Source organism: Dokdonella sp., assembly GCF_035511235.1.
Taxonomy (GTDB): domain Bacteria; phylum Pseudomonadota; class Gammaproteobacteria; order Xanthomonadales; family Rhodanobacteraceae; genus Dokdonella.
On sequence record NZ_DATKFQ010000036.1, the window covers coordinates 227,858 to 251,627 of the forward strand.

The 23,770-nt window shown below is 70.2% G+C and carries 20 protein-coding genes and 1 pseudogene; 6 read left to right on the forward strand and 15 right to left on the reverse strand.

The annotated features are described in order from the left end of the window. Positions 1 to 88 precede the first annotated feature (88 nt). Both VMR06_RS15990 and VMR06_RS15995 read left to right on the forward strand, forming a co-directional pair. Positions 89 to 1,879, forward strand: coding sequence for an acyl-CoA dehydrogenase C-terminal domain-containing protein (locus VMR06_RS15990; RefSeq protein ID WP_325378121.1), 1,791 nt, complete (start codon positions 89 to 91; stop codon positions 1,877 to 1,879). Positions 1,880 to 1,888: 9 nt separating this feature from the next. After that, positions 1,889 to 2,368, forward strand: coding sequence for a GNAT family N-acetyltransferase (locus VMR06_RS15995; RefSeq protein WP_325378123.1), 480 nt, complete (start codon positions 1,889 to 1,891; stop codon positions 2,366 to 2,368). 73 nt (positions 2,369 to 2,441) lie between these two features. Here the strand turns inward: VMR06_RS15995 and VMR06_RS16000 are convergent. From VMR06_RS16000 to VMR06_RS16035, 8 genes and pseudogenes are all read right to left on the reverse strand, one after another. Continuing rightward, positions 2,442 to 3,152, reverse strand: a pseudogene (locus tag VMR06_RS16000) (sulfate/molybdate ABC transporter ATP-binding protein); the annotation flags it as partial. A gap of 184 nt (positions 3,153 to 3,336) precedes the next feature. Continuing rightward, complete coding sequence (cysW, locus tag VMR06_RS16005) at positions 3,337 to 4,197, reverse strand: sulfate ABC transporter permease subunit CysW (protein WP_325378125.1); 861 nt, start codon at positions 4,195 to 4,197, stop codon at positions 3,337 to 3,339. A 28-nt stretch (positions 4,198 to 4,225) separates the two neighbouring features. Beyond that, positions 4,226 to 5,233 (reverse strand): sulfate ABC transporter substrate-binding protein, encoded by a 1,008-nt coding sequence (locus tag VMR06_RS16010; RefSeq protein WP_325378127.1) that lies wholly within the window; start codon positions 5,231 to 5,233, stop codon positions 4,226 to 4,228. Positions 5,234 to 5,254: 21 nt separating this feature from the next. Further along, on the reverse strand, positions 5,255 to 6,109 hold the full coding sequence (gene cysT, locus VMR06_RS16015) for a sulfate ABC transporter permease subunit CysT (protein WP_414648157.1): 855 nt from the start codon (positions 6,107 to 6,109) through the stop codon (positions 5,255 to 5,257). Positions 6,110 to 6,137: 28 nt separating this feature from the next. After that, on the reverse strand, positions 6,138 to 7,145 hold the full coding sequence (locus VMR06_RS16020) for a sulfate ABC transporter substrate-binding protein (RefSeq protein WP_325378129.1): 1,008 nt from the start codon (positions 7,143 to 7,145) through the stop codon (positions 6,138 to 6,140). A gap of 274 nt (positions 7,146 to 7,419) precedes the next feature. Next, positions 7,420 to 8,217: an amidohydrolase gene (locus VMR06_RS16025; RefSeq protein WP_325378131.1), complete on the reverse strand. Its 798-nt coding sequence runs from the start codon at positions 8,215 to 8,217 to the stop codon at positions 7,420 to 7,422. 11 nt (positions 8,218 to 8,228) lie between these two features. Continuing rightward, positions 8,229 to 9,380 carry a pyridoxal phosphate-dependent aminotransferase gene (locus VMR06_RS16030; protein ID WP_325378133.1) on the reverse strand — a complete coding sequence of 384 codons (1,152 nt, stop codon included), beginning with the start codon at positions 9,378 to 9,380 and terminating at the stop codon, positions 8,229 to 8,231. Between the two features lie 89 nt (positions 9,381 to 9,469). Further along, on the reverse strand, positions 9,470 to 10,837 hold the full coding sequence (locus VMR06_RS16035) for a formimidoylglutamate deiminase (RefSeq protein WP_325378135.1): 1,368 nt from the start codon (positions 10,835 to 10,837) through the stop codon (positions 9,470 to 9,472). 83 nt (positions 10,838 to 10,920) lie between these two features. Between VMR06_RS16035 and hutI the strand changes: the two genes are divergently transcribed. Together hutI and VMR06_RS16045 are read left to right on the forward strand one after the other, a co-directional pair. Next, a complete protein-coding gene (hutI, locus tag VMR06_RS16040; RefSeq protein WP_325378137.1) occupies positions 10,921 to 12,162 on the forward strand; it encodes an imidazolonepropionase in 1,242 nt (413 codons plus the stop codon). Next, positions 12,159 to 13,127 (forward strand): patatin-like phospholipase family protein, encoded by a 969-nt coding sequence (locus tag VMR06_RS16045; RefSeq protein ID WP_325378139.1) that lies wholly within the window; start codon positions 12,159 to 12,161, stop codon positions 13,125 to 13,127. Before hutI ends, VMR06_RS16045 begins: the two co-directional genes overlap by 4 nt. Before the next feature lie 390 nt (positions 13,128 to 13,517). On the opposite strand, the gene VMR06_RS16050 is transcribed toward VMR06_RS16045, so the two are convergent. The 3 genes from VMR06_RS16050 to VMR06_RS16060 form a co-directional block, all read right to left on the reverse strand. Continuing rightward, entirely contained in the window at positions 13,518 to 13,697 is a 180-nt protein-coding gene (locus VMR06_RS16050) for a 30S ribosomal protein THX (RefSeq protein ID WP_325378141.1), read from the reverse strand. A 73-nt stretch (positions 13,698 to 13,770) separates the two neighbouring features. Beyond that, on the reverse strand, positions 13,771 to 14,826 hold the full coding sequence (locus VMR06_RS16055; RefSeq protein ID WP_325378143.1) for a cation diffusion facilitator family transporter: 1,056 nt from the start codon (positions 14,824 to 14,826) through the stop codon (positions 13,771 to 13,773). A gap of 57 nt (positions 14,827 to 14,883) precedes the next feature. Continuing rightward, complete coding sequence (locus tag VMR06_RS16060) at positions 14,884 to 15,318, reverse strand: MerC domain-containing protein (RefSeq protein WP_325378145.1); 435 nt, start codon at positions 15,316 to 15,318, stop codon at positions 14,884 to 14,886. 217 nt (positions 15,319 to 15,535) lie between these two features. Here VMR06_RS16060 and VMR06_RS16065 point away from each other — a divergent pair, with 217 nt between their 5' ends. Continuing rightward, positions 15,536 to 17,656 (forward strand): TonB-dependent receptor, encoded by a 2,121-nt coding sequence (locus tag VMR06_RS16065; protein WP_325378147.1) that lies wholly within the window; start codon positions 15,536 to 15,538, stop codon positions 17,654 to 17,656. A 266-nt stretch (positions 17,657 to 17,922) separates the two neighbouring features. On the opposite strand, the gene VMR06_RS16070 is transcribed toward VMR06_RS16065, so the two are convergent. The 4 genes from VMR06_RS16070 to uvrB form a co-directional block, all read right to left on the reverse strand. After that, positions 17,923 to 18,405: a Fur family transcriptional regulator gene (locus VMR06_RS16070; RefSeq protein ID WP_325378148.1), complete on the reverse strand. Its 483-nt coding sequence runs from the start codon at positions 18,403 to 18,405 to the stop codon at positions 17,923 to 17,925. A 29-nt stretch (positions 18,406 to 18,434) separates the two neighbouring features. Beyond that, entirely contained in the window at positions 18,435 to 18,833 is a 399-nt protein-coding gene (locus VMR06_RS16075; RefSeq protein WP_325378150.1) for a zinc ribbon domain-containing protein, read from the reverse strand. A 79-nt stretch (positions 18,834 to 18,912) separates the two neighbouring features. Beyond that, positions 18,913 to 20,319 carry a glutamate--tRNA ligase gene (gene gltX, locus VMR06_RS16080; protein WP_325378152.1) on the reverse strand — a complete coding sequence of 469 codons (1,407 nt, stop codon included), beginning with the start codon at positions 20,317 to 20,319 and terminating at the stop codon, positions 18,913 to 18,915. 103 nt (positions 20,320 to 20,422) lie between these two features. Further along, positions 20,423 to 22,603, reverse strand: a complete 2,181-nt coding sequence (gene uvrB, locus VMR06_RS16085; protein ID WP_325378154.1) for an excinuclease ABC subunit UvrB — start codon at positions 22,601 to 22,603, stop codon at positions 20,423 to 20,425. 148 nt (positions 22,604 to 22,751) lie between these two features. Between uvrB and VMR06_RS16090 the strand changes: the two genes are divergently transcribed. Next, the coding region (locus tag VMR06_RS16090; RefSeq protein WP_325378156.1) for an aminotransferase class I/II-fold pyridoxal phosphate-dependent enzyme at positions 22,752 to 23,770 on the forward strand (1,019 nt) is incomplete at its 3' end.

A 23,770-nucleotide genomic window follows, 5' to 3' on the forward strand; every position in this document is an offset into this window, starting at 1 on the left:
CCGCCGCCCCGGACCGATCAGCAGTCTCCGCCGCGACCCGAGCCAGACCCGCCCGCCGTACGCCCACGCCCCACCCGCAGGAACCGCCATGACCGTCTACGCCGCACCGCTCGCCGACATCCGCTTCGCCCTGTACGACGTCCTCGGCGCCGAAGCGCTCTACCAGCGCCTGCCCGGCTTCGAGGCCGCCGGCCGCGACATCGTCGACGCCGTGCTCGAGGAAGCCGCCAAGTTCACCGAACAGGTGCTCGCGCCGCTCAACCAGAGCGGCGACCAGGAAGGCTGCACGCTCGACAAGGCCAGCGCCAGCGTCACCACGCCGAAAGGCTTCAAGGAAGCGTTCCGCCAGTACGTCGAGGGCGGCTGGACCGGCCTGACCACGCCGGCCGTCTATGGCGGCCAGGAGCTGCCCGAGGTGGTCGGCGCGATCGTCAAGGAGATGATCGACTCGGCCAACGTGTCCTGGGGCAATTTTCCGATGCTGTCGCACGGCGCGGTCGAGGCGCTCAAGGCGCACGGCGAGGACTGGCAGCGCGAGGCGTTCCTGAAGCCGATCACCGAAGGCCGCTGGACCGGCACGATGTGCCTGACCGAGCCGCATTGCGGCACCGACCTCGGCCTGCTCAAGACGCGCGCCGAGCCGCAGGCCGACGGCAGCTACCGGATCACCGGCACCAAGATCTTCATCACCGCCGGCGAGCACGATCTGGCCGACAACATCATCCATCTGGTGCTGGCGCGGCTGCCGGACGCGCCGCCCGGCGTGAAGGGCATCTCGCTGTTCATCGTGCCGAAGTTCCGCGTCGGCCGCGACGGCGCGCAGGGCGAGCGCAACACGCTGGCAGTCGGCTCGATCGAGCACAAGATGGGCATCAAGGCCTCGGTCACCTGCGTGATGAACTTCGACGAGGCCGAGGGCTGGCTGATCGGCGCGCCGAACAAGGGTCTCAACGCGATGTTCACGATGATGAACACCGCGCGCCTCGCGGTCGGCGTGCAGGGACTGGGCTTGATCGAGCGCGCCTATCAGAACGCACTGCGCTACGCGCGCGAACGCGTGCAGATGCGCGCGCTGACCGGCCCGCGCTATCCGGACAAGCCGGCCGATCCGCTGATCGTGCATCCGGACATCCGCCGCATGCTGCTGACGCAGAAGGCGTTCGCCGAGGGCGGCCGCCTGCTCGCGCTGTACGCCTATACGCGCCACGACATCTCGACCCACGCCACCGACGAGGACGAGCGGCGCCGCAACGAGGAACTGGTCTCGTTCCTGACGCCGATCGTCAAGGGCCTGCTGACCGAGCTCGCCCAGGAAGCCACCTACGACGCGATCCAGGTGTTCGGCGGCCATGGCTACATCGCCGAGACCGGCGTCGAGCAGTACGCGCGCGACGCGCGCATCACGACGATCTACGAGGGCACCACGCAGATCCAGGCCAACGACCTGCTCGGCCGCAAGATCCTGCAGCTGCGCGGCGCCGGCCTGAAGCACTTTCTCGGCGAGATCGGCGCGTTCTGTCAGGACCAGGCCGGCGATGCCGCGCTGTCCGAGTTCGTCGGCCCGCTGGCGCTGGCCGCCAAGGAATGGAGCGATCTGACCGAGGAACTGGCCGGCAAGGCGCAGGCCAATCCGGACGAGATCGGCGCGGCCGCGGTGGACTACCTGTTCTACTCCGGCTACGTCGCGCTGGCCTATTTCTGGGCACGCAGCGTCGCCGCCGCACAGGCCTCGGCGCAGTCGGCCGACTTCAAGTCGGCCAAGCTGCACACCGCACGCTTCTATTTCACGCGGATCCTGCCGCGCACGCGCGCCCACGCGGCGGCGATCCGTGCCGGCGCCGACACGCTGATGGCGCTGCCGGACGCGCTGTTCGGCTAGTCCGCGCGGATGCAGCCGGACGCGCCGCCGATCCGCATCCGGCTCGCCCGGGCCGACGACGACGCGTTCGTGCTCGCCCTCGCCGAGCGCTTCGTCGCGTTCGAGCTGCCGCCGTGGCGGCGCCGCGGCGAATGCCTGGCCGGCATCCGCCGCGAGCTGGCGCGCCACCTCGCCGAGCAGCCGCCCGGCTCGCACCTGTTCGTCGCCGAGGACGACGCCGGCACGCGCGTCGGCTTCCTGCATCTGCAGCTGACCGTCGACACGCTCAGCGGCGCCGCCAATGCGCACATCTGCGATCTGGCCGTCGCGCCGGGCCTCGACGGTCGCGGCATCGGCAGCCGGCTGCTGGCCGAAGCCGAAGCCTGGGCGCGCCATCACCGCTGCCGTCATCTGACGCTGGCCGTGTTCCCCGGCAACGAGGCCGCGCGCGCGCTCTACGGGCGGCGCGGCTTCGGCGTGGAGCTGCTGCGCATGGTCAAGCCGCTGTAGCGCCTCGGCGCACAGCTCAGCGCGACGAGGCGATCTGCAGCGATGCCGGGCCGCGCCCCGCGTCGCGGCCATCGATGAAATCGGCGACGAAGTCGCTCGCCGGCCGCTGCACGATCGCCTCGGGCGTGTCGACCTGCTCGATGCGCCCGCCGTTCATCACGACGACGCGGTCGGCCAGTTCGAGCGCCTCGTCCTGATCGTGGGTGACGAACACCGTCGTATAGCCGAGCTCGCGGTGCAGGGTCTTGAGCCATTTGCGCAGCTCCTTGCGCACCTTCGCGTCCAGCGCGCCGAACGGCTCGTCGAGCAGCAGCACGCGCGGCTCGATCGCCAGCGCGCGCGCCAGCGCCACGCGCTGGCGCTGGCCGCCGGACAGCTGGTTCGGATAGCGCGCCTCCAGCCCGCCGAGCTGGACCAGCGAGAGCAGCTCCAGGCCGCGGCGCCGGATCGCCTCGCGCGCAGGTCGCTGCGCGCGCGGACGCATGCGCAGGCCGAACGTGATGTTGTCGAGCACGCTCATGTGCTTGAACAGGGCGTAGTGCTGGAACACGAAACCGACGCGTCGCTCCTGCACCGACAGCGCCGTCGCGTCGAGATCGCCGAAGCCGATCCGGCCGCGGTCGATCGCCTCGAGCCCGGCGATCGCGCGCAGCAGCGTGGTCTTGCCGGAGCCGGACGGCCCGAGCAGGGCCAGCAGCTCGCCCGAAGCGACCTCCAGATCGACCGCGTCGAGCGCACGCACCTGCCCGTAGTCCTTGCCGACGTCGCGCATCGTGATCTTCATTGCGGCTGCGCCTCCGTAGCGCGAAGTCGGGAACGGGGTCGAAGGATCGGCGTCCGCGCGCCGCGAGCGAAGACGCCCGGCCGGGCGCGGGCCGATCCGCCGTCGCGGCGCATCGGGGACGAGGACATGCCGCGTTGTGCGATTGTTCTTCGCGCGCCGTTAACGCGATGCGAAAGCGCCACCGTCATCGACCCCGCAGCGCCGCGAGCTCGTCGCCGTGACGCCATTCGAGCAGGCTCTTGAGTCCGAGCGTGACCAGCGCCAGCAGCGCCAGCAGCGAGGCCACCGCGAACGCCGCGGCGAACTGGTAGTCGTTGTAGAGCACTTCCACGTGCAGCGGCATCGTATTGGTCAGGCCGCGGATGTGGCCGCTGACGACCGACACCGCGCCGAACTCGCCCATCGCGCGCGCATTGCAGAGCAGGATGCCGTAGAGCAGGCCCCAGCGCACGTTCGGCAGCGTCACGTGCCAGAACAGCTTCCAGCCGCCGGCGCCGAGCGTCAGCGCGGCCTCCTCCTCGCTGCTGCCCTGCGCCTGCATCAGCGGGATCAGCTCGCGCGCGACGAACGGAAACGTCACGAAGATCGTCGCCAGTACGATGCCCGGCAGCGCGAACACGATCCTGACGTCGTGCGCGCCGAGCCAGGCGCCGAACCAGCCGTGCGCGCCGAACAGCAGGATGAAGACCAGGCCGGCGATCACCGGCGAGACCGAGAACGGCAGATCGATCAGCGTGATCAGCAGGTTCTTGCCGCGGAAGTCGAACTTGGCGATCGCCCAGGCCGCCGCCACGCCGAACAGTGCATTGAGCGGTACCGCGATCGCCGCCGCGACCAGGGTCAGGCGAATCGCGGCCAGCGTGTCGCGATCGGTGATCGCCGCGAAGTACGCATCGACACCGCCGGCCAGGGCCTGGCTGAACATCAGTACCAGCGGCAGCACCAGAAACGCGGCCAGAAACGCGATCGTCAGCGCGATCAGCAGCACGCGCACCGGCGCCGGCTCGCCGAGCGCCGGACGCACGCGGCGCGGCGCGGCGCTCATCGGCGCCACCGGCAGCTCGGGGCGCGGCTCACTTGCGCACCTCGGCGATGATCCGGTCGAAATGACCGCCGCTCGCGAAATGCGTGGCCTGCGCGGCCGGCCAGCCGCCGAACGCCTCCTCGACCGTGAACGTGCGGATCGGCGGGAACGCCGCCGCGTGCGCCGCGGCGACCTCCGGATCGACCGTACGCAGTCCGTGCCCGGCGAAGATCGTCTGCGCGGTCTTGCCGTAGTGGAACTTCAGATACGCCTCGGCCAGCGCGGTGGTTCCGTTGCGCGCGGCGTTCTTCTCGACGACCGCGACCGGGTTGTCGGCGCGCACGCTGATCGACGGATAGACGATCTCGAAGCGATCGGCGCCGAACGTCTTGCCGATCACCTTGGCCTCGCTCTCGAACGTCAGCAGCACGTCGCCGATGCCGCGGTGCGCGAACGTTGTCGTCGCGTCGCGCCCGCCGATGTCGAGCACCGGCACGTTCCTGAAGAAGGCCTGCTCGAACGCGATCGCGGTCTGGTCGGTCGCGCCGGGCTGGCTGCGCGCGTAGTGCCAGGCCGCCAGATAGCTGTAGCGGCCGTTGCCGGAGGTCTTCGGATTCGGCAGCACCGCCTTGACGTCGGCCCGCGTCAGGTCCGGCCAGTCGGCGATGCGGCGCGGGTTGCCCTTGCGCACGACGAACACGATCGTCGACCAGGACGGACTGCTGCGCTCCGGAAACGCTGCTGCCCAGTTCTTCGGCAGCAGGCCGGCGTCGGCGATCACGTCGATGTCGAGCGGGCTGTTCATCGTGACGACGTCCGCGCCGAGTCCGTCGATGACCGCGCGCGCCTGCTTGCTCGATCCGCCGTGCGACTGGTCCACCTTGACGGTCTCGCCGCTGCTGCGCGCGTGCTCCTCGACGAAGGCACGGTTGAGATCCTGATACAGCCCGCGCGCGACGTCGTAGCTGACGTTGAGCAGGCCGGCGGCCGTGGCCTGACCGGCGGCCAGGACCAACAGCAGCACCGTGGACACATGCAGCCTCGATATACGCCTCATCACGGGAAATCCTCTCGAGTATCAGGCGCCGCGGCGGCGGCTCCAGTATTGCAGCAGGTTGATCGCGAGCAGGACCAGGAACGACAGGCCGAGCATCGCGGCGGCGATCACGGTGGCGCCGGCATAGTCGAACTCCTCCAGCCGGATCATGATCAGCAGCGGCGCGATCTCCGACACGCCGGGCAGGTTGCCGGCGATGAAGATGATCGAGCCGTACTCGCCGACCGCGCGCGCGAACGCCAGCGCGGTGCCGGTCAGCAGCGCCGGCAGCACGCTCGGCACGATGATCCGCGTGATCGTCTGCCAGCGCGTCGCGCCGAGCGTCGCGGCGGCTTCCTCGAACTGCGCCTCGGCCTCCTCGAGCACCGGCTCGAGCGTGCGCACGACGAACGGCAGGCCGACGAAGGTCATCGCCAGCACCACGCCGAGCGGCGTGTAGGCCACCTCGATACCGATCGCCGCCAGCGGCCGGCCGAGCCAGCCGTTCGGCGCGTACAGCGAGGTCAATGCGATGCCGGCCACCGCGGTCGGCAGCGCGAACGGCAGATCGACCATCGCCTGGAACAGGCGCTTGCCGGGGAAGTCGTAGCGCACGAAGGTCCAGGCGATCAGCGCGCCGAACACGGCATTGACCGCCGCAGCGGCCAACGCTCCGCCGAAACTCAGCCACAGCGCATGCGCGACGCGCGGCGAATCGAGCACGCCGACGATGCCGGACCAGCCCATCCCGCCGGCGCGCAGCAGCAGCGCGGCCAGCGGCAGCAGCACGATCAGCGACAGATACGCCAGCGTGAAGCCGAGCGTCAGCCCGAAGCCCGGCAGCACCGAGCGGCGCCGGCGCAGGAACGACCGCCCCGGCAGCGCAACGGCCGTCATCGCGGCTTCCTGATCGGCCGGTGCGGACTCATCGCGTCCCGGCGATCTGGTCGAACACGCCGCCCTCGCCGAAGAAGCGCACCTGCGCGGCGTTCCAGCCGCCGAAGGCCTGGATCGTCACCAGCTCGAGCTTCGGAAAGCGGTCCTGATGGCGCGCCGCGACCGCCGGATCGAGCGGCCGGTAGTGGTGCCTGGCGATCGTCTCCTGCGCCTCGGGCGTGTACAGATAGCGCAGATATGCTTCGGCCAAGGCTTCGTTGCCGTGCTTGCGGGCATAGCGGTCGACCACGGCGACCGGCGGCTGCGCCAGGATCGAAGTCGGCGGCACGACGATGTCGAACTTGCCGGCGCCGAACTCCTCGATCACCCGGTACGCCTCGTTCTCCCAGGCGATCAGCACGTCGCCGAGGCCGCGCTGCGCGAACGTGATGGTCGAGCCGCGCGCGCCGGTGTCGAGCACCGGCACGTTCTTGAACAGCGCACGCAGAAACTGCTGCGCCTTGGCCTCGTCGCCGCCGTTGTGCCTCAGCGCATACGCGTAGGCGGCCAGCACGTTCCAGCGCGCGCCGGCCGAGGTCTTCGGGTTCGGCGTGATCACCGACACGCCGGGCTCGATCAGGTCGCTCCAGTCATGGATGGCCTTCGGATTGCCGGTGCGCACCAGCAGCACCACGGTCGAGACGTACGGCGTGCTGTCGCCGGGCAGCCGGCTCTGCCAGTCGGCCGGCAGCAGCTCGCCGTGCTCGTGCAGGGCGTCGATGTCCGAGCCGATGCCGAGTGTCGCGACGTCGGCCTCGAGGCCGTCGATGATCGCGCGCGCCTGCTTCGACGAACCGCCGTGCGACTGCCGGATCGTGACCGTATCGCCGGTCTTGGCCTTCCAGTACGCCGCGAACTGCGTGTTGATGTCCTGGTAGAGCTCGCGTGTCGGATCGTAGGAGACGTTGAACAGCGACACCTCGGCAGCCGAGACGACACCGGACGTCGCGACGGCGACGGCGAATGCGAGCGCGAAACGAACCCACGCGATGGCCATGACCCAATCCCGGCGGAAAGCGAACGACAGCGTATGCAATCGGATCGTGCCCGTCCAACCTGAAGCCAGCATAACCATATGGCCGTCCAGATGGCCGAACATCGACCCATGCCAGCCGTGCCGGCGCGGCTGGGCCGCGCTGCATCGAAAAAAAGATGCCGCTGCAACCGCTGCGGATGGACGGTCCGCAGCGTTCGCAGGGACGCAGCCGGGCTCCATCGCCCGAGCGCGCCGCGCGCTGCCCGGCGCGCGACGGGTGCGACGGCGTCCGCGCCTAGAGCCGCAGCTCGAACGCGTCGGCGTCCATCCAGGCCGGAAAGCGCTGCCGGTGCGCGGCCAGCGCGGCCGGGTCGAGCGTGACCGTGACGACCTGCTCCTGCGCGCCCAGATCGACCAGCGCCTCGCCGAGGAAATCGAGCGCGGCGCTGTCGCCGGCATAAGCCAGCGCATTGCCGTCGACGCCGACACGGTTGACGCCGACGCAGTAGGCCAGGTTCTCGATCGCGCGCGCGCGCAGCAGGGTGCGCCAGGCATGGCGGCGCGCGGCCGGCCAGTTCGCGACGACGATCAGCAGGTCGTAGTCGAAGCGCTCCTCAGCGCGGTCATAGCCGTTGCGCAGCCAGACCGGAAAGCGCAGGTCGTAGCAGACCTGCGGGCAGATGCGCCAGCCGTTCAGTTCGACGATCAGCCGCTCGCGGCCGCTGCCGTAACGCTCGTGCTCGCCGGCCATGCGGAACAGGTGGCGCTTGTCGTACAGCGCCTGCGTGCCGTCGGGCCGCATCCAGACCAGCCGGTTGACGCAGGTCTCGCCCTCGCGCACGACCAGGCTGCCGGTGACGACGGCGCCGGCCGCTGCGGCCGCCTCGCGCAGCCAGCGCAGGCCTTCGCCATCCATCGTCTCGGCGTTGCCGAGCGTCTCGTTGGTGAAGCCGCTGAGAAAGGTTTCGGGCAGCACGATCAGATCGCCCTGCCCCTTGAGCGCGGCGATCCGCTCGCCGTAGTAGTCGCGATTGGCGGCCGGATCGTGCCAGCGCGTCGCACCCTGGACCAGCGAGATCCGCAGCGGCTGCATCGCGCCCATCGTCACAGCCCCCGCAGCCGCTCGGCGGCCTGTTCGAGCACGGCGTCGGTCTTGGCGAAGCAGAAGCGGATCAGGCGCGAGGCAGCCGGCGGCGTCTCGTAGAACGCCGACACCGGGATCGCGGCGACGCCGGCCTCGCGGACCAGGCGACGGCAATAGGCCACGTCGTCCTCGTCGCTGAGCGCCGAGTAGTCGACCACCTGGAAATACGCGCCGGCCACCGGCAGCAGGCGGAATCTCGATCCGTCCAGCAGCGCCCGGAAGCGGTCGCGCTTGGCCTGGTAGAACGCCGGCAGCTCACGGTAATGCGCCGGGTCGCGCTCGAGCACCTCGGCCAAGGCCCACTGCGCCGGCGAGAACGTGCAGAAGGTCAGATATTGATGCACCTTGCGGAACTCGGCGCTGAGCGCCGGCGGCGCGATGCAGTAGCCGACCTTCCAGCCGGTGCAGTGATAGGTCTTGCCGAACGAGGACACGACGAAGCTGCGCTCGGCGAGCTCGGCGTGGCGCAGCACGCTCTGATGCGCGGCGCCGTCGAACACGATGTGCTCGTAGACCTCGTCGGACAGCACGAACACGCCGCTGCCGCGCGTGAGCTCGGCCAGCGCATCGAGATCGGCCGCCGAGAACACCGCGCCGCAGGGATTGTGCGGCGTGTTGACGATGATCATGCGCGTGGCGGGCGTCATCGCGTCCCTGACGCGCTGCCAATCGACCGCGAAGTCGGCGGCCAGATCGAGCGGCACGTGCACCGCGCGCGCGCCGTTGAGTTCGATCGCCGGCTCGTAGCTGTCGTAGCACGGGTCGAGCACGATGACCTCCTCGCCGGCGCGCACGACCGCGGCGATCGCCGCGAACAGCGCCTCGGTCGCGCCCGAAGTTACCGTGACCTCGGCATCGGCGTCGACCGTGCGGCCGTACAGTGCCTGGGTCTTCGCGGCGATCTGCTGGCGCAGCGCCGGAATGCCGGTCATCGGCGCGTACTGGTTCTTGCCGGCGGCCATCGCCGCGCTCAAGGCATCGCGCAGGGCCTGGGGTCCGTCGAAGTCGGGAAAGCCCTGACCGAGATTGACCGCCTGGTGCTCGGCCGCGAGCTGGCTCATCACGGTGAAGATGGTCGTGCCGACCTTCGGCAGCTTGGTCTGGATCTGCATTGCGCCTCGCTTGCGGCTCTCGCCATTTGGATGGCCAAACGCGCCGATGGTAGCACGCGCGATTGGATCGCCCGTGACGGAGCGGGGCTTCAGTCCGCGCGCAGCGCCGTGACCGCGCTGCGATACGCCGCGGCGATCCGCTCCTCGTCGCGGTGGTGGAAGTCGCGCACGAGCCAGCGCCCGCCGCTGTGCACGTGGCGCACCAGCGGCACGTTGCCGGCGAACAGCCAGGTATCGAGCAAATGCTCGGCGTCACGCCCGGCCAGCAGCGGCGCATCCTCGTCGAGCACCAGCAGATCGTCGCCCGGCCGCGATCCGGCGCCGCCGAGTCCGGCCGCCTGCAGGCCGCCGGCCCAGGCGCTGCCGAACAGCCGCTCGCCGGTGCTCGGCTGTTCCGGCGCGACCGCGACGTTGCGCCGGTGCGCGGTCAGACGCTGGCCGTACTCGAGCCAGCGCAGTTCCTCGACCGGCGACACCGAGATGTGGCTGTCCGAGCCGATGCCGAACGCACCGCCGGCCGCGAGATAGCGCTTGAGCGGAAACAGGCCGTCGCCGAGATTGGCCTCGGTGGTCGGGCACAGGCCGGCGACCGCGCCGCTGGCGGCCAGCCGGTCGGTCTCGCGTTCGGTCAGATGCGTCGCATGGACCAGGCACCAGCGCGCGTCGACGGCGGCATGGTCGAGCAGCCAGTCGACCGGCCGCGCGCCGCGCAGCGACAGGCAGTCCTGCACCTCGCCGATCTGCTCGGCGATGTGGATGTGGATCGGACCCTGCCGCGCCGGCTCGGACGCGAGCACGGCGGCCAGCGCCTCCGGCGGCACCGCGCGCAGCGAATGCAGGGCGATGCCGACGTTCAGGCGGTCCGACTCCAGCGCGCGCAGCCGCTCGACGAGGCGCAGGAACGCGTCGACCGAGTGGCCGAAGCGCACCTGGCGCGGACCGAGCGCACGGCCGTCGAAGCCGCCGGTCAGATACAGCGTCGGCAGCAGGGTCAGGCCGATGCCAGTCTCGCGCGCGGCTTCGATCAGCGCCAGCGCCATCTCGGCCGGGTCGGCGTACGGCGCGCCGTCGGGCCGGTGGTGCAGATAGTGGAACTCGCACACCCGCGTGTAGCCGGCCTTGAGCATCTCGACGTAGAGCTGCGCGGCGATCGCGCGCAGCGCCTCGGTCCCGATGCGGCCGGCGAACGCGTACATCACCTCGCGCCAGGTCCAGAAGCTGTCCTCGGCATTGCCCTGGCGCTCGGCGAGACCGGCCATCGCGCGCTGGAACGCATGCGAATGCAGATTCGCCAGGCCCGGCAGCACCCAGCGCCCCAGGCGCTCGGCGCCGGACGGAACGGCGGCGCCGGATGCGATCTCCAGGCCGCCCGCGCCGCAGCGGACCTCGGCATCGGCGATCCAGCCCCGCGGCGTCCAGATCCGGTCGGCGAACCCGTTGAGCACATGCATGATCATCGAACTCCGAACGCGAGGCGGGCGCCGATTCTGACATGCCGCTCGATGCAGGCGTTGCGATGATCGACCGATATACTCGGCCGATGACCCATCGAACTTCGCAAGCGCCGTGGGACGGACTGCTGCTCGACGCGCGCCTGGCCACGTTGAGCGACAACGGCCAGCCCTACGGGGCCGTCGAGGACGCCGCGATCGGCTGGCAGGACGGCCGCATCGTCCATGCCGGGCCGGCCGCCGATCTGCCCGGCCCCGCCGCCTCGCTGGCGCGCGAGGTCGGCTCGGCGAACGGCGCCTGGATCACGCCGGGCCTGATCGACTGCCACACCCATCTGGTGTTCGGCGGCGACCGCGCGCACGAGTTCGAGCTGCGCCTGGCCGGCGCAAGCTACGAGGAAATCGCGCGCGCCGGCGGCGGCATCGCCTCGACCGTGCGCGCGACGCGCGAGGCCGGCGAGGACGCGCTGCTCGGCGCATCGCTCGGCCGCCTGCGGCGGCTCGTCGCCGACGGCGTGACCACGGTCGAGATCAAGTCCGGCTACGGCCTGGACCTGGCCGGCGAGCGCAAGATGCTGCGCGTCGCGCGGCGTCTCGGCACGTCGAGCGGCGTCGAGGTTCGCACCACATTTCTCGGCGCGCATGCCGTGCCGCCCGAGTTCGCCGGTCGCGGCGACGACTACGTCGACCACGTCTGCGAGGTCATGCTGCCGGCGATCGCCGCCGAGGGCCTGGCCGATGCGGTCGACGCGTTCTGCGAGAAGATCGCGTTCTCGCCGGCGCAGACGCGCCGCGTGTTCGAGCGCGCGCGCGCGCTCGGCCTGCCGGTCAAGCTGCACGCCGACCAGCTGTCCGACCTCGGCGGCGCCGCGCTCGCGGCCGAGTTCGGCGGTCTGTCGGCCGACCACGTCGAACACAGCAGCGAGGCCGGCGTGCAGGCGATGGCCGCGGCCGGTACGGTCGCCGTGCTGCTGCCGGGCGCGTTCTATGCGCTGCGCGACACCCAGCTGCCGCCGATCGACGCGCTGCGCCGCCACGGCGTGCCGATGGCGGTCGCCAGCGATCTCAATCCCGGCACTTCGCCGCTGCTGTCGCTGCGCCTGGCGATGAACATGGCCTGCACGCTGTTCCGGCTGACGCCCGAGGAAGCGCTGCGCGGCGCGACCGTGCATGCCGCGCGCGCGCTCGGCCTCGCCGATCGCGGCACGCTGGCGGCCGGCCAGCGCGCCGACTTCGTGCTGTGGCCGGTGCAGCGCCCGGCCGAGCTGTGCTACTGGATCGGCGGCGCGCTGGCCACCGCGGTCTACGCCGGCGGAACGCGCATCGCATGAGCGCGCGCCTGCCGCCGCTGGCACTCGCGCTGCAGGGCGGCGGCGCGCACGGCGCGTTCACCTGGGGCGTGCTCGATCGCCTGCTCGAGGAGGCCGATTTCACGGTCGAGGCGGTCAGCGCGACCAGCAGCGGCGCGCTCAACGCACTGGCACTGGCGCAGGGCTGGCTGGACGGCGGGCGCGAGGGCGCGCGCGCCTGTCTGCGCGCGCTCTGGGAGCACACCGCCAACCGCACCAGCCTGACGCGATGGGCATTCCAGATCGCACCCGGCGGGCGCGACACCCTGCTCGGCCTCGGTCGCTACTGGACGCCGGAGCAGTTCAATCCGCTCGGCCTCAATCCGATCCGCGACATCGCCGAGCAGCTGTTCGATTTTCCGCGGCTGCGCCGCGAGGCGCCGTTCACGCTCTACCTCGCCGCGACCCGCGTACGCGACGGCGCGTTGGCGCTGTTCTCGGGCGACCAGCTCGGCGTCGAGGCCGTGCTCGCGTCGACCTGTCTGCCGCAGCTGTTCCCGGCGGTCGAGATCGGCGGCGAACACTACTGGGACGGCGGCTGGGCCGGCAATCCGGCGCTCGAGCCGCTGTTCTACCGCCACGGCTGCGAGGACGTGCTCTGCGTGCTGGTGCAGCCGCTGTCGCGTACGCGCCCACCGGTCACGCCGCCCGAGATCGCCACGCGCGTCGCCGAGCTCAGCTTCTCGACCACCTTTCTGCGCGAGCTGGAAGCCTTGCGCCGCGCGCGCGAGGCGCTGGCCGATGCCTATCCGCTGACCTGGCTCGGCCGCCGCTTCAAGACCCTGCGCACGCATCTGATCGAACCGGGCGAATCGCTCGAGGGCTATCAGCTCGAGAGCCGCATCAATACGCGCCTGGCGTTTCTCGAACAGTTGCGCGACCAGGGCCGCGCCAGCGCCGCGGCCTGGCTCGCCTCGGACCCGACGACGCGCACGGCCGGGCGCTGATCGGAGCCGGCGCGCGCTTGCCGCGCCACCTGAATCCCGCGACCCGCGACTCCCGACATCGACTTCGGGCCGGTTCGCGCGCGGCGGCGCCGTCGCGGATGGCAGGGACGCCCGGTTTCCCGGACGATCAAGGCTGACGAGGCGGGCCGACGTCCGACCGCACGCCTGCGCGCACGGTGCCGGCATCGGGCCCGGAGAAGAACGGTCCGGGCCCGATCCCCGGGAGGCGGGCTCGTGCCCTGCACAAAAGAAAAATCCCCGCCAAGGCGGGCTCGCAACTTGATAAAAGAAAAATCCCCGCCAAGGCGGGTTCGTAGCCTACAAAAGAAAAATCCCCGCCAAGGCGGGGATTTTCACGACCATCGGTCCGCCGCGAGGCGGAGGGGCCGATCAGGCGCTCTTCTTGGCTGCCGTCTTGCGCGCCGGCGCCGCCGTCTTCTTGGCGGCCACCTTGGCTACCGGCTTCGGCGCCGCGGTCGCGCCGGCCGGCTTGGCGGCGTGCGGACGGACGTTGCCGTAGCTGCGGATGGCAATCTTTCCCTTGCGGGTCTTACGGTCACCACGGCCCATCAGGGACTCCTGGAATACTGGTTGGCGAAAGCCGCTAAGAATAGCAGCGTCGCGGCTGATCGCAAAGCGGCGCTCAGCCGGCACCCGGCGGCAACGGCGCGCAGCCGTGGTGCCGGCAGCCGCCGGTCTCGACCTGGATCGTCGCGTGGCGGATGCCGAAGCGGGCCGACAGCAGCTCCTCGATCGCCTGCACCGCCCGGTCCGCGGCCGCTCCGTCGGCCAGGCGCGCGTGCAGCGTCGCCAGACGACTGCCGCCGGCCAGCTGCCAGACGTGTACGTGGTGCACACCGACGACCTCGGCGACCTCGCGCTCGACCCGCTCGGTGACCGCAGCCACCTCGACGCCTTCGGGCACGCCCTCGAGCAGGATGTGCGCGCAGCGCCGCAGCAGGCGCCAGGCACTGTTGAGGATCAGCAGCGAGACCAGCACCGAGATCGCCGGGTCGGCCCAGAGCCAGTCGAGCCAGCGCACCAGGATCGCCGCGGTCACCGCGCCGACCGAGCCGAGCAGGTCGCCAATCACGTGCAGGCGGGCACCGGCCGTGTTGACGTCATCGTGGTCGTGGCCGCCGAGCACTCCCAGCACGACGGCATTGACGGCCAGGCCGATCACGGCGACCGCCAGCATCGTGCCGGACAGGATCGGCTGCGGGTCGAGGAAGCGGTGCGCCGCCTCGAACAGGATCCACGCGACCAGCAGGATCTGCGAGAGCGCATTGGTATAGCCGACCAGCACCTCGAGCCGCGCGTAGCCGAACGAGCGCCGCGCGTCGGCCGGACGCCGCGCGAACAGCACGCCGAGCCAGGCGAACAGCAGCGCCGCGGCGTCGACCAGCATGTGCGCCGCGTCGGCGAGCAGGGCCAGCGAACCGGACAGGATACCGCCGACCGCCTCGGCGACCAGGGTGATCGTGGTCAGGCCGAACGCGAACAGCAGCTTGCGCGCGCGCGCGCCGCCGGCCAGCAGGCCGCGTGCGCGCTCGGCGGGGTCGTGGTGATCGTGATCGTGCGCATGCCGATCGTGACCATGGCCGGCGTGCTCGTCGCGGCCGGCGTGCTCGTGAGCGTCGTGAGCGGGCCCGTCGGGCTCCTGACCGCACCGGCCGGGATCGGAAGGATGCGCATTCATGCGGCGCGCATTCTGACCGCCGCGGCCGGCGTTACACAATCGCGATGCGTAGGCCGCTCAATGCCGGCAGTAGGCGTCGTGGACGTGTCCCCAGTGGCCCAGACGCAGATTGATCAGGTGCGCGGCGGCGACCAGGGTGCCGCCGCAGGCCAGCAGCACCGCGTGCAGGGCGCCGGCGTGGTGAGGATCGATCACGACGCCGGTCAGCAGCAGCAGCACGCCCGGAATCAGGAACCAGAACGCGCGCAGATGATGATGACGGCGGAAGCCGGCGATCATCGTCGAGAACGCCAGGATCACCGCGAACACGACGAAGCCGCGCTCGAAACCGTGATCGGCGAGGAAGCCCAGACCGACCGCCGGCAGCACCGCGACCAGCAGCGGCAGCAGCGCACAGTGCACCGCACACAGGAACGAGGCGGTCGCACCGACGCGGTCGGCGACGCGGGTGATCGAGGCGGCGGTATCGGGTTCGGAGCCGGGTTCGCTCATAGGTGCAACAACATAACACGGGTTGGATGCGCCGCCGCCCGATGTCGGCGGCATGACTTCCTGCATTGCGGGTCGCTCGGTCATTTTGTTATGGTATAACATATCGACAACGGCCGCCAGGCACGAAGCCTTCACACTGCGGACGGCCGGTATCGCGGAACGGTGCCCGGCCCCGGGCGCCCCTCGCCTCTTCCTCATCCACCGACGCCGAACGCCCATGAACCGCACGCTCCTCGTCCTCAGCATCACCGCGGCGCTGGCCGCCGCACCGCTCCAGGCGGCCGACACCGCCGCCACGCCCAACGCCACCCCCGATTCCGGCGCCGACGAAGGCCGCCATCACGACGAGCAGCTCGAGGCGATCGTCGTGCGCGCCTCGCCGCTGCGCCAGAGCAGCGATCAGGTCATCGCCCCGGTCGCCGTGCTGAGCGGTGCCGAACTGGACGATGCACGCACGACGACGCTGGGTGGCGTCGTCGCGACCCTGCCGGGCGTACAGACCACGTATTTCGGGCCCGGCGTCGGCCGGCCGGTCGTGCGCGGACTCGACGGACCGCGCGTCAGCGTGCTCAGCGACGGCATGAGCGCGGCCGACGTGTCCAATGTCAGCCAGGATCATGCGGTCACGCTGGAGCCGTTCCTGGCCGACCAGATCGAGGTGCTCAAGGGACCGCGCACACTGCTCTACGGACCTGGCGCGATCGGCGGCGTCGTCAATCTCGCCGACGGCCGCATTCCCGAATCGGCACCGGCCAACGGCGCGACCGGCCGCGCCGAGATCAACTGGGACAGCGTCTCCGACGGCGGCACCGGCATGGCGCGTCTCGACGCCGGCGGCACGCACTATGCGCTGCACGTCGACGGCCTGTATCGCGAAACCGGCGACTACGACACGCCCGACGGCGTGCTCGAGAACAGCGCGGTCAAGACGCGCAGCGGCGCGATCGGCGGCTCGACGTTCGGCGACTGGGGCTTCTTCGGCGCCTCGGTCTCGCGCTTCCTGACCGACTACGGCGTGCCCAACGGCGCGCACGATCACGATCACGATCACGACCACGAACATGCGCAGGCGCAGGCGCTGACCGGCGAGGACGATCACGAGGAAGAGAACGTCACGATCGGCATGCGCCAGACCCGCTACGACGTCAAGGGCGGGTTCAATTCGCCGTTCGCCGGCATCGAGACGCTGCGCGTGGCGTTCGCGCGCACCGTCTACGACCATACCGAATTCGAGAACGGCCTGACCGGTACGCAGTTCTTCGCCGATACCAACGAGGCGCGCGTCGAGCTCGTGCATGCGCCGCTGGCCGGCTGGCGCGGCGCGTTCGGTCTGCAGGGCACCAACCGCCACTTCGATGCGATCGGAGAGGAGGCGTTCGTGCCGCCGACGCGCAGCGACAACCTCGGTCTGTTTCTGACCGAACAGCGCGACTGGGACCGGCTGACGCTCGAATGGGGCGCCCGCGTGGACCGCACCAAGCTGGATCCGGCGGCCGTCGAGCACGATCACGACCATGACCACGGTGGCGGCGACGACGATCACGACGATCACGCGATCGGCCAGCGCGAGTTCACCTCGACCAGCGTCTCGCTCGGTGCCGGCTGGCGCCTCTCCGACGCCTGGCATCTGAAGCTCAACCTCGACCGCGCGCAGCGCGCGCCGGCCGAGGAAGAGCTGTTCGCCGACGGCCCGCACGTCGCGACCAGCACCTGGGAGGTCGGCGACGCGCATCTGGACAAGGAGACGTCCAACCAGCTCGAGCTCGGATTCCACTATCACAGCGAGTTCGTCGAGGCCAAGCTCGCCGCCTACGTCAACCGCTTCGACGACTACATCTACCTGGCCGACACCGGCAGCGAAGAGGATGGCCTTCCGGTGCGCCAGTGGACGCAGGCCGATGCGCGCTTCCACGGCGTCGAGGCCGAGGCCACGTTCCACCTGGCACGCAGTCCGGCCGGGCACTGGGACCTGCGCGTCTGGGGCGACACCGTGCGCGCCCGCCTCGACGACGGAGGCGGCAACCTGCCGCGCATCCCGGCCGCGCGCGTCGGCAGTGCGATCCGCTGGAACAACGATCTGGTGCGTGCCAGCCTCGGTGCCGTGCACTACTTCGACCAGGACCGCACCGCGGCCTACGAGACCTCGACCGCCGGCTTCACCCTGGTCGACGCCAACGTCGCCTGGACCGTGCACAACGACGATCGCAACAGCGTCGAGCTGTTCGCGAACGGCAGCAATCTGACCAACCAGACCGCACGCCTGGCGACGTCCTACATCAAGGACGTGGCGCCGCTGCCGGGCCGCTCGGTGCTGTTCGGCGTGCGCGCGTTCTTCTGAGCAGACCGACGGCGGCGATCACGCCGTGCCCGGCTCGCGTCCGGGTGCGGCGTTTCAATCGCCGCGGCAGGCCTTCGGGTCGGCGCCCTGGCGCGAAACACGCCGGGGCTCAGCCAGCGTACGTCCGCGTGTCGGAAAGCCCCGGGATGCCTTGAAGACGGCAGAGGCTGCAGCGGCGCGCCTATCGATACCGCGCACGGCGCTTATGCGCTGCCGCCAGAGGCCCCCGATGCGCGACCGGCGCGATCGACCGCGCGGCGGATCGATCAGTGCCCGGCGCAGTCCGCGCAGGTGCCGTGCACCTCCAGCGTCTGGCCGGACGGCCGGAAGCCGTGTTCCCTGGCCTGCAGGCTCAGCAGGCGCGAGACGCGCTCGTCGCAGACCTCGATCGCCGCCGAGCAGACGTCGCAGATCAGGAACGGCACCTGGTGCGCCTCGTTCGGATGGTGGCAGCTGACGAACGCGTTGATCGAGGCCAGCTTGTGGATGAAGCCGTTCTCGAGCAGGAAATCCAGCGCGCGATAGACCGTCGGCGGCGCCGCGCCGCTGTGCTCGTCCTTGAGCTGGTCGAGCAGGTCGTAGGCCTTGGCCGGCTTCGGCGAGGCGGCGACCAGCTCGAGCACGCGCAGCCGCAGCGGCGTCAGCCGCAATCCGCGCAGATCGCAGGTGGAGGAGACGGCCTTGACGTAGGCGCTGGCGTCGTGACGGTGCTCGTGGCGGCCGTGGCGCTGGCTGGCTGGCATGGACATGGCAGCCGACATGGTACCACCCGGGCCCGCTACCAACCCTTGCCGGCGCTCTGACCGCGCGTCACCGAGCGCTGCGAACGCTGACCGGCCCTGCGCAGGTCGACGCCGCAGCCGCGGCAGACCTTGGCGCTGCGCGCGTTGCGGTGGCCGCATTCGGGGCACTCGGGCAGGTTCGGCTTCGAGAAGCCGACGATCAGCCAGCCGATCGGGCCGAGCAGCGCGCCCCACAGCAGGCCGGCCCAGAAGCGGCCGCGCGGCCAGCCGATCAACGCGCCGATCAGCATGCACAGCAGCGTCAGGCCGATCATCCAGATCCACAGCGCCGGATCGAGCAGCGTCGCCGTGCAGGTATCGAGCAGCTGCTGGACCGCCTCGTAATCCTCGCGATCGAGCCGGTTCAGCGCCGCCAGCGTGCATTCGGTCGTCATCGTGCGGCCTCCGGCCTCACGCCGCGCATCCGCAGCCGGCGCGGCTGTTTCATCGCAGCTGACGCCGCGGCAGGCATCGCTAGCCGGCCTGCGCGCGCGCGACCGCCGCGTCGATGCGGCGCAATGCTTCGTCGCGGCCGGCCAGGAACACGGTCTGGTCGATCGACGGCGATACCTGGGTGCCGGTGATCGCGACGCGCAGCGGCTGGGCGACCTTGCCGATGCCCTCGCCGATCGCGCCGGCGGCGTCCTGGATCGCGCCGTGGACGGCCTCGACCGTCCACTCCGGCAGCGCCGCGATGCGCGCGTGCACCGCGGTCAGCGCCGGCACCGCGGTTGCGGTCTTCAGGTGCTTGGCGACGGCCGTGTCCTCGTAGGCGGTCAGCGGCGCGTACCAGACGCGCGCCTTCTCGGCCATCTCCTTGAGCGTCTGCGCGCGCTCGCGCAGCGCGACGATCACGTCGGCGGGCTCGGGGCCCGAGTCGGGATCGATGCCGGCCGCGCGCAGATGCCAGACGAAATGCGAGACCAGTTCCAGCGGATCGTCGTTCTTGAGGTACTGCTGGTTCAGCCAGGCCAGCTTCTCGGTATCGAAGCGCGCCGCCGAATGATTGACGTCGCCGACGTCGAACAGCTCGATCATCTGCTCGCGCGAGAAGATCTCCTGGTCGCCGTGCGACCAGCCGAGCCGGACCAGGTAGTTCAGCAGCGCATGCGGCAGGAAGCCGTCGTCGCGGTACTGCATCACGCTGACCGCGCCGTGCCGCTTGCTGAGCTTCTGGCCGTCGGGCCCGAGGATCATCGGCAGATGCGCGAACACCGGCGCCTCGGCCTCGAGCGCGCGATAGATGTTGATCTGCCGCGGCGTGTTGTTGACGTGGTCGTCGCCGCGGATCACTTCGGTGATGCGCATGTCGATGTCGTCGACGACGACCGCGAAGTTGTAGGTCGGGTAGCCGTCCGAGCGGAAGATCACCAGATCGTCGAGCTCGTCGTTGCGCCACTCGATGCGGCCCTTGACCTTGTCTTCGAACACGACGCTGCCGGCGGTCGGGTTCTTGAAGCGGATCACGCGGTTCGGATCGTCGCGGAACGGCTCGTTGCGCTCGCGGTAGTAGCCGTTGTAGCGCGGCTTGGCGCCGGCCGCGATCGCCGCGTTGCGCATCGCCTCGATCTCCTCCTTGGTCTCGTAGGCGTAGTAGGCCTTGCCGGCCCGGACCAGATCCTCGGCGGCCTGGCGGTAGCGGTCCATGCGCAGCGTCTGGTAGTACGGGCCCTCGTCGTGGTCGAGACCGAGCCAGCTCATGCCGTCGAGGATCGCCTGCACGGCCGCGTCGGTCGAGCGCTCGCGATCGGTGTCCTCGATGCGCAGCACGAACTGCCCGCCGCGATGGCGCGCCTCCAGCCAGCAGTACAGCGCAGTGCGCGCGCCGCCGATGTGCAGGTAGCCGGTGGGACTGGGGGCGAAGCGCGTGCGTACGGTCATCGGTGCGTCGGACAGGAGGCGAAAGCGGGCCGGCAGTTTACCGAACGGCCGGCACGCCCGCTCGCCCGCCCCGCGGCCGCGCGGACCGGCGCGCGACGGCGGTTCAGCCGATCAGCGCCCGCTCGCGCAGCGTGTGGATCTGGTCGCGCAGCCGCGCAGCGTCCTCGAATTCCAGATCCTGGGCGTGCTTGTACATGCGCGCCTCGAGCTGCTTGATGCGCGCGGCGAGCTGATCCGGCGACAGCGCCCGGTAGTCCTCGGCCGGCTCGGCCACCTTGCGCGCGGCAGCCGCGCCGCGGCCGCGGCCCTTGCCGCTGCGGCCGCCCTCCTCGGGTTCGGCGCGCGCGCCTTCCATGATGTCGACGATGCGCCGCTGCACCGACTTGGGCGTGATCCCGTGCGTCGTGTTGTACTCGACCTGCTTGCTGCGGCGGCGATCGGTCTCGTCGATCGCCGCCTGCATCGAGCGCGTGACCACGTCGGCGTAGAGGATCGCCTTGCCGCGCAGATTGCGCGCGGCGCGGCCGATCGTCTGGATCAGCGAGCCGGTCGAGCGCAGGAAGCCCTCCTTGTCGGCGTCGAGGATCGCGACCAGCGAGACCTCGGGCATGTCCAGGCCCTCGCGCAGCAGGTTGATGCCGACCAGCACGTCGAACTTGCCCAGGCGCAGGTCGCGGATGATCTCGACGCGCTCGACCGTCTCGATGTCCGAATGCAGGTAGCGCACGCGGACGCCGTGTTCCTCCAGGTATTCGGTGAGGTTCTCGGCCATGCGCTTGGTCAGCGTCGTGACCAGCACGCGGTCGCCCATCGCGATGCGCGCATTGGCCTCCGACAGCAGATCGTCGACCTGGCTGCGCGCCGGGCGGATCTCGACCTCCGGGTCGATCAGACCGGTCGGCCGCACGACCAGCTCGACCACGTTGCCGTCCGAATGCTGGCGCTCGTACGGACCGGGCGTGGCCGAGACGAAGATCGTGCGCGGCGCACGCTCTTCCCACTCCTCGAAGCGCAGCGGCCGGTTGTCCATCGCCGAGGGCAGCCGGAAGCCGAACTCGACCAGGGTCTCCTTGCGCGAGCGGTCGCCCTTGTACATGGCGCCGACCTGCCCGACCGTGACGTGGCTCTCGTCGATGATCATCAGGGCGTCGTGCGGCAGGTAGTCCACCAGCGTCGGCGGCGGATCGCCCGGCTTGGCGCCGGACAAATGGCGCGAGTAGTTCTCGATCCCCTTGCAGAACCCCAGCTCCTGCAGCATCTCCAGGTCGAAGCGGGTGCGCTGCTCCAGGCGCTGGGCCTCGACCAGCTGGCCGTTGTCGACGAAGTAGCGGGCGCGCTCGCGCAGTTCCTGCTTGATGGTGTCGATCGCGCGCAGCACGGTGGCGCGCGGCGTAACGTAGTGCGACCCCGGGTAGACCGCGAAGCGCAGGATCTTCTGCCGCACCTTGCCGGTCAGCGGGTCGAACAGCTCCAGGGTCTCGACCTCGTCGTCGAACAGCGTGATGCGCAGGGCCAGTTCGGCGTGCTCGGCCGGGAAGACGTCGATCAGCTCGCCCCGGACGCGGAAGGTGCCGCGCATGAACTCCGTGTCGTTGCGCGTGTACTGCATGGCCACCAGGCGGGCGATGATGTCGCGCTGCCCCATGCGGTCGCCGGTGCGCAGCATCATCACCATGTCGTGGTAGTCGTCGGGGTTGCCGATACCGTAGATGCACGAGACGCTGGCCACGATGATGGTGTCGCGGCGTTCCAGCAGGCTCTTGGTGGCCGACAAACGCATCTGTTCGATGTGCTCGTTGATGGACGAGTCCTTCTCGATGAAGAGATCGCGCGTCGGCACGTAGGCTTCGGGCTGGTAATAGTCGTAGTACGAGACGAAGTACTCGACCGCGTTGCGCGGGAAGAACTCCCGCATCTCGGCGTAGAGCTGGGCGGCCAGCGTCTTGTTGGGCGCCAGCACGATGGCCGGGCGGCCCATGCGGGCGATCACGTTGGCCATGGTGTAGGTCATGCCCGAGCCGGTCACGCCCAGCAGGGTCTGGTACATCAGGCCGTCTTCGATGCCTTCGCACAACTGGCCGATGGCGGTCGGCTGGTCGCCGGCGGGCGGATAAGGCTGGTAGAGCTGGAACGGACTGCCGTCGTAGGTGACGAAACGCGGCTCGAACCCTTGCGCGTCGGCCGCTGCCGCCACCAGGGCGACGTCATCGCGCAGCCCTTGCGCGGCCTTCCCGGCCGCGTCTTCAGCGGCCTCGTTCAGCCCTTCGGAAGGCGTAGTCTGCATGCTAGACTCTTGTTTCATCAGGAAAACTTCGGCAGCGAAAGGGTCCCAGAGTTCCGGGCCCGATGGATTTCGCATTGTAAAAACCAACCTGCCATTATCCTCCGCACCACTTCTTCCTTCAACCCTGCGCGCTTAACGGACGCTTTTCATGACTTCGCTCTTCGCCGCCGTAGAACTGGCCCCTCGCGACCCCATTCTGGGCCTTACCGAACAATTCAACGCCGACACCCGCAGCAACAAGGTCAATCTCGGCGTGGGCGTGTACTACAACGACGAAGGCCGGATCCCCCTCCTGAAAGCGGTGCGCAAGGCCGAGCAGGCGCGCATCGACGCCGCCGCGGCGCGCGGCTACCTGCCCATCGAGGGCCTGCCGGGCTATAACCGCGCGGTGCAGGAACTGCTGCTGGGTGCCGATTCCCCGCTGATCGCCGCGGGCCGGGTCCTGACCGCCCAGAGCCTGGGCGGCACGGGCGCGCTGAAGATCGGCGCCGACTTCCTGAAGCGGCTGGTTCCCCAGGCCAAGGTCGCCATCAGCGACCCGAGCTGGGAAAACCACCGCGCGCTGTTCGAATATGCCGGCTTCGAAGTCGTCAACTACCCCTATTACGATGCGGCCACGCATGGCGTGAACTTCGCCGGCATGATCGCGGCGCTGGAAAGCTACCCCGCCGGCACGGTGGTCGTGCTGCACGCCTGCTGCCACAACCCCACGGGCGTGGACCTGACCGCCGACCAGTGGACCAAGGTGGTCGAGGTGGTCAAGGCGCGCCGGCTCATCCCGTTCCTGGACATCGCCTACCAGGGCTTCGGCGACGGCATCGCGGCGTACGACAACGCCGTCAAGGTGCTGGTCTTCGGCGCCGACAGCGAACCCGTGACCTCGGGCCGCGTGGCCACGATCCAGGCCATCGGCGGCACCGGCGGCCTCAAGGTCGGCGCCGACTTCCTCAAGAAGCTCAACCCCGCCGCCAAGGTGCTGATCAGCGACCCGAGCTGGGAAAACCACCGCGCGCTGTTCACCAACGCCGGTTTCGAGGTCGAGAGCTACCCCTACTACGACGCCGCCAAGCGCGGCATCGACTTCGACGGCATGCTGGCCGCGCTCAACGCCGCCCCGGCCGGCACCGTGGTCGTGCTGCACGCCTGCTGCCACAACCCGACCGGCTA

Excerpts from the sequence above, each read along its gene's own strand:
- VMR06_RS15990 (WP_325378121.1), top strand. The coding sequence starts at position 89 with ATGACCGTCTACGCCGCACCGCTCGCCGACATCCGCTTCGCCCTGTAC.
- VMR06_RS15995 (WP_325378123.1), top strand. The coding sequence starts at position 1,889 with ATGCAGCCGGACGCGCCGCCGATCCGCATCCGGCTCGCCCGGGCCGAC.
- cysW (WP_325378125.1), bottom strand. The coding sequence starts at position 4,197 with ATGAGCGCCGCGCCGCGCCGCGTGCGTCCGGCGCTCGGCGAGCCGGCG.
- VMR06_RS16010 (WP_325378127.1), bottom strand. The coding sequence starts at position 5,233 with ATGAGGCGTATATCGAGGCTGCATGTGTCCACGGTGCTGCTGTTGGTC.
- cysT (WP_414648157.1), bottom strand. The coding sequence starts at position 6,109 with ATGACGGCCGTTGCGCTGCCGGGGCGGTCGTTCCTGCGCCGGCGCCGC.
- VMR06_RS16020 (WP_325378129.1), bottom strand. The coding sequence starts at position 7,145 with ATGGCCATCGCGTGGGTTCGTTTCGCGCTCGCATTCGCCGTCGCCGTC.
- VMR06_RS16025 (WP_325378131.1), bottom strand. The coding sequence starts at position 8,217 with ATGCAGCCGCTGCGGATCTCGCTGGTCCAGGGTGCGACGCGCTGGCAC.
- VMR06_RS16030 (WP_325378133.1), bottom strand. The coding sequence starts at position 9,380 with ATGCAGATCCAGACCAAGCTGCCGAAGGTCGGCACGACCATCTTCACC.
- VMR06_RS16035 (WP_325378135.1), bottom strand. The coding sequence starts at position 10,837 with ATGATCATGCATGTGCTCAACGGGTTCGCCGACCGGATCTGGACGCCG.
- hutI (WP_325378137.1), top strand. The coding sequence starts at position 10,921 with ATGACCCATCGAACTTCGCAAGCGCCGTGGGACGGACTGCTGCTCGAC.
- VMR06_RS16045 (WP_325378139.1), top strand. The coding sequence starts at position 12,159 with ATGAGCGCGCGCCTGCCGCCGCTGGCACTCGCGCTGCAGGGCGGCGGC.
- VMR06_RS16050 (WP_325378141.1), bottom strand. The coding sequence starts at position 13,697 with ATGGGCCGTGGTGACCGTAAGACCCGCAAGGGAAAGATTGCCATCCGC.
- VMR06_RS16055 (WP_325378143.1), bottom strand. The coding sequence starts at position 14,826 with ATGAATGCGCATCCTTCCGATCCCGGCCGGTGCGGTCAGGAGCCCGAC.
- VMR06_RS16060 (WP_325378145.1), bottom strand. The coding sequence starts at position 15,318 with ATGAGCGAACCCGGCTCCGAACCCGATACCGCCGCCTCGATCACCCGC.
- VMR06_RS16065 (WP_325378147.1), top strand. The coding sequence starts at position 15,536 with ATGAACCGCACGCTCCTCGTCCTCAGCATCACCGCGGCGCTGGCCGCC.
- VMR06_RS16070 (WP_325378148.1), bottom strand. The coding sequence starts at position 18,405 with ATGTCCATGCCAGCCAGCCAGCGCCACGGCCGCCACGAGCACCGTCAC.
- VMR06_RS16075 (WP_325378150.1), bottom strand. The coding sequence starts at position 18,833 with ATGACGACCGAATGCACGCTGGCGGCGCTGAACCGGCTCGATCGCGAG.
- gltX (WP_325378152.1), bottom strand. The coding sequence starts at position 20,319 with ATGACCGTACGCACGCGCTTCGCCCCCAGTCCCACCGGCTACCTGCAC.
- uvrB (WP_325378154.1), bottom strand. The coding sequence starts at position 22,603 with ATGCAGACTACGCCTTCCGAAGGGCTGAACGAGGCCGCTGAAGACGCG.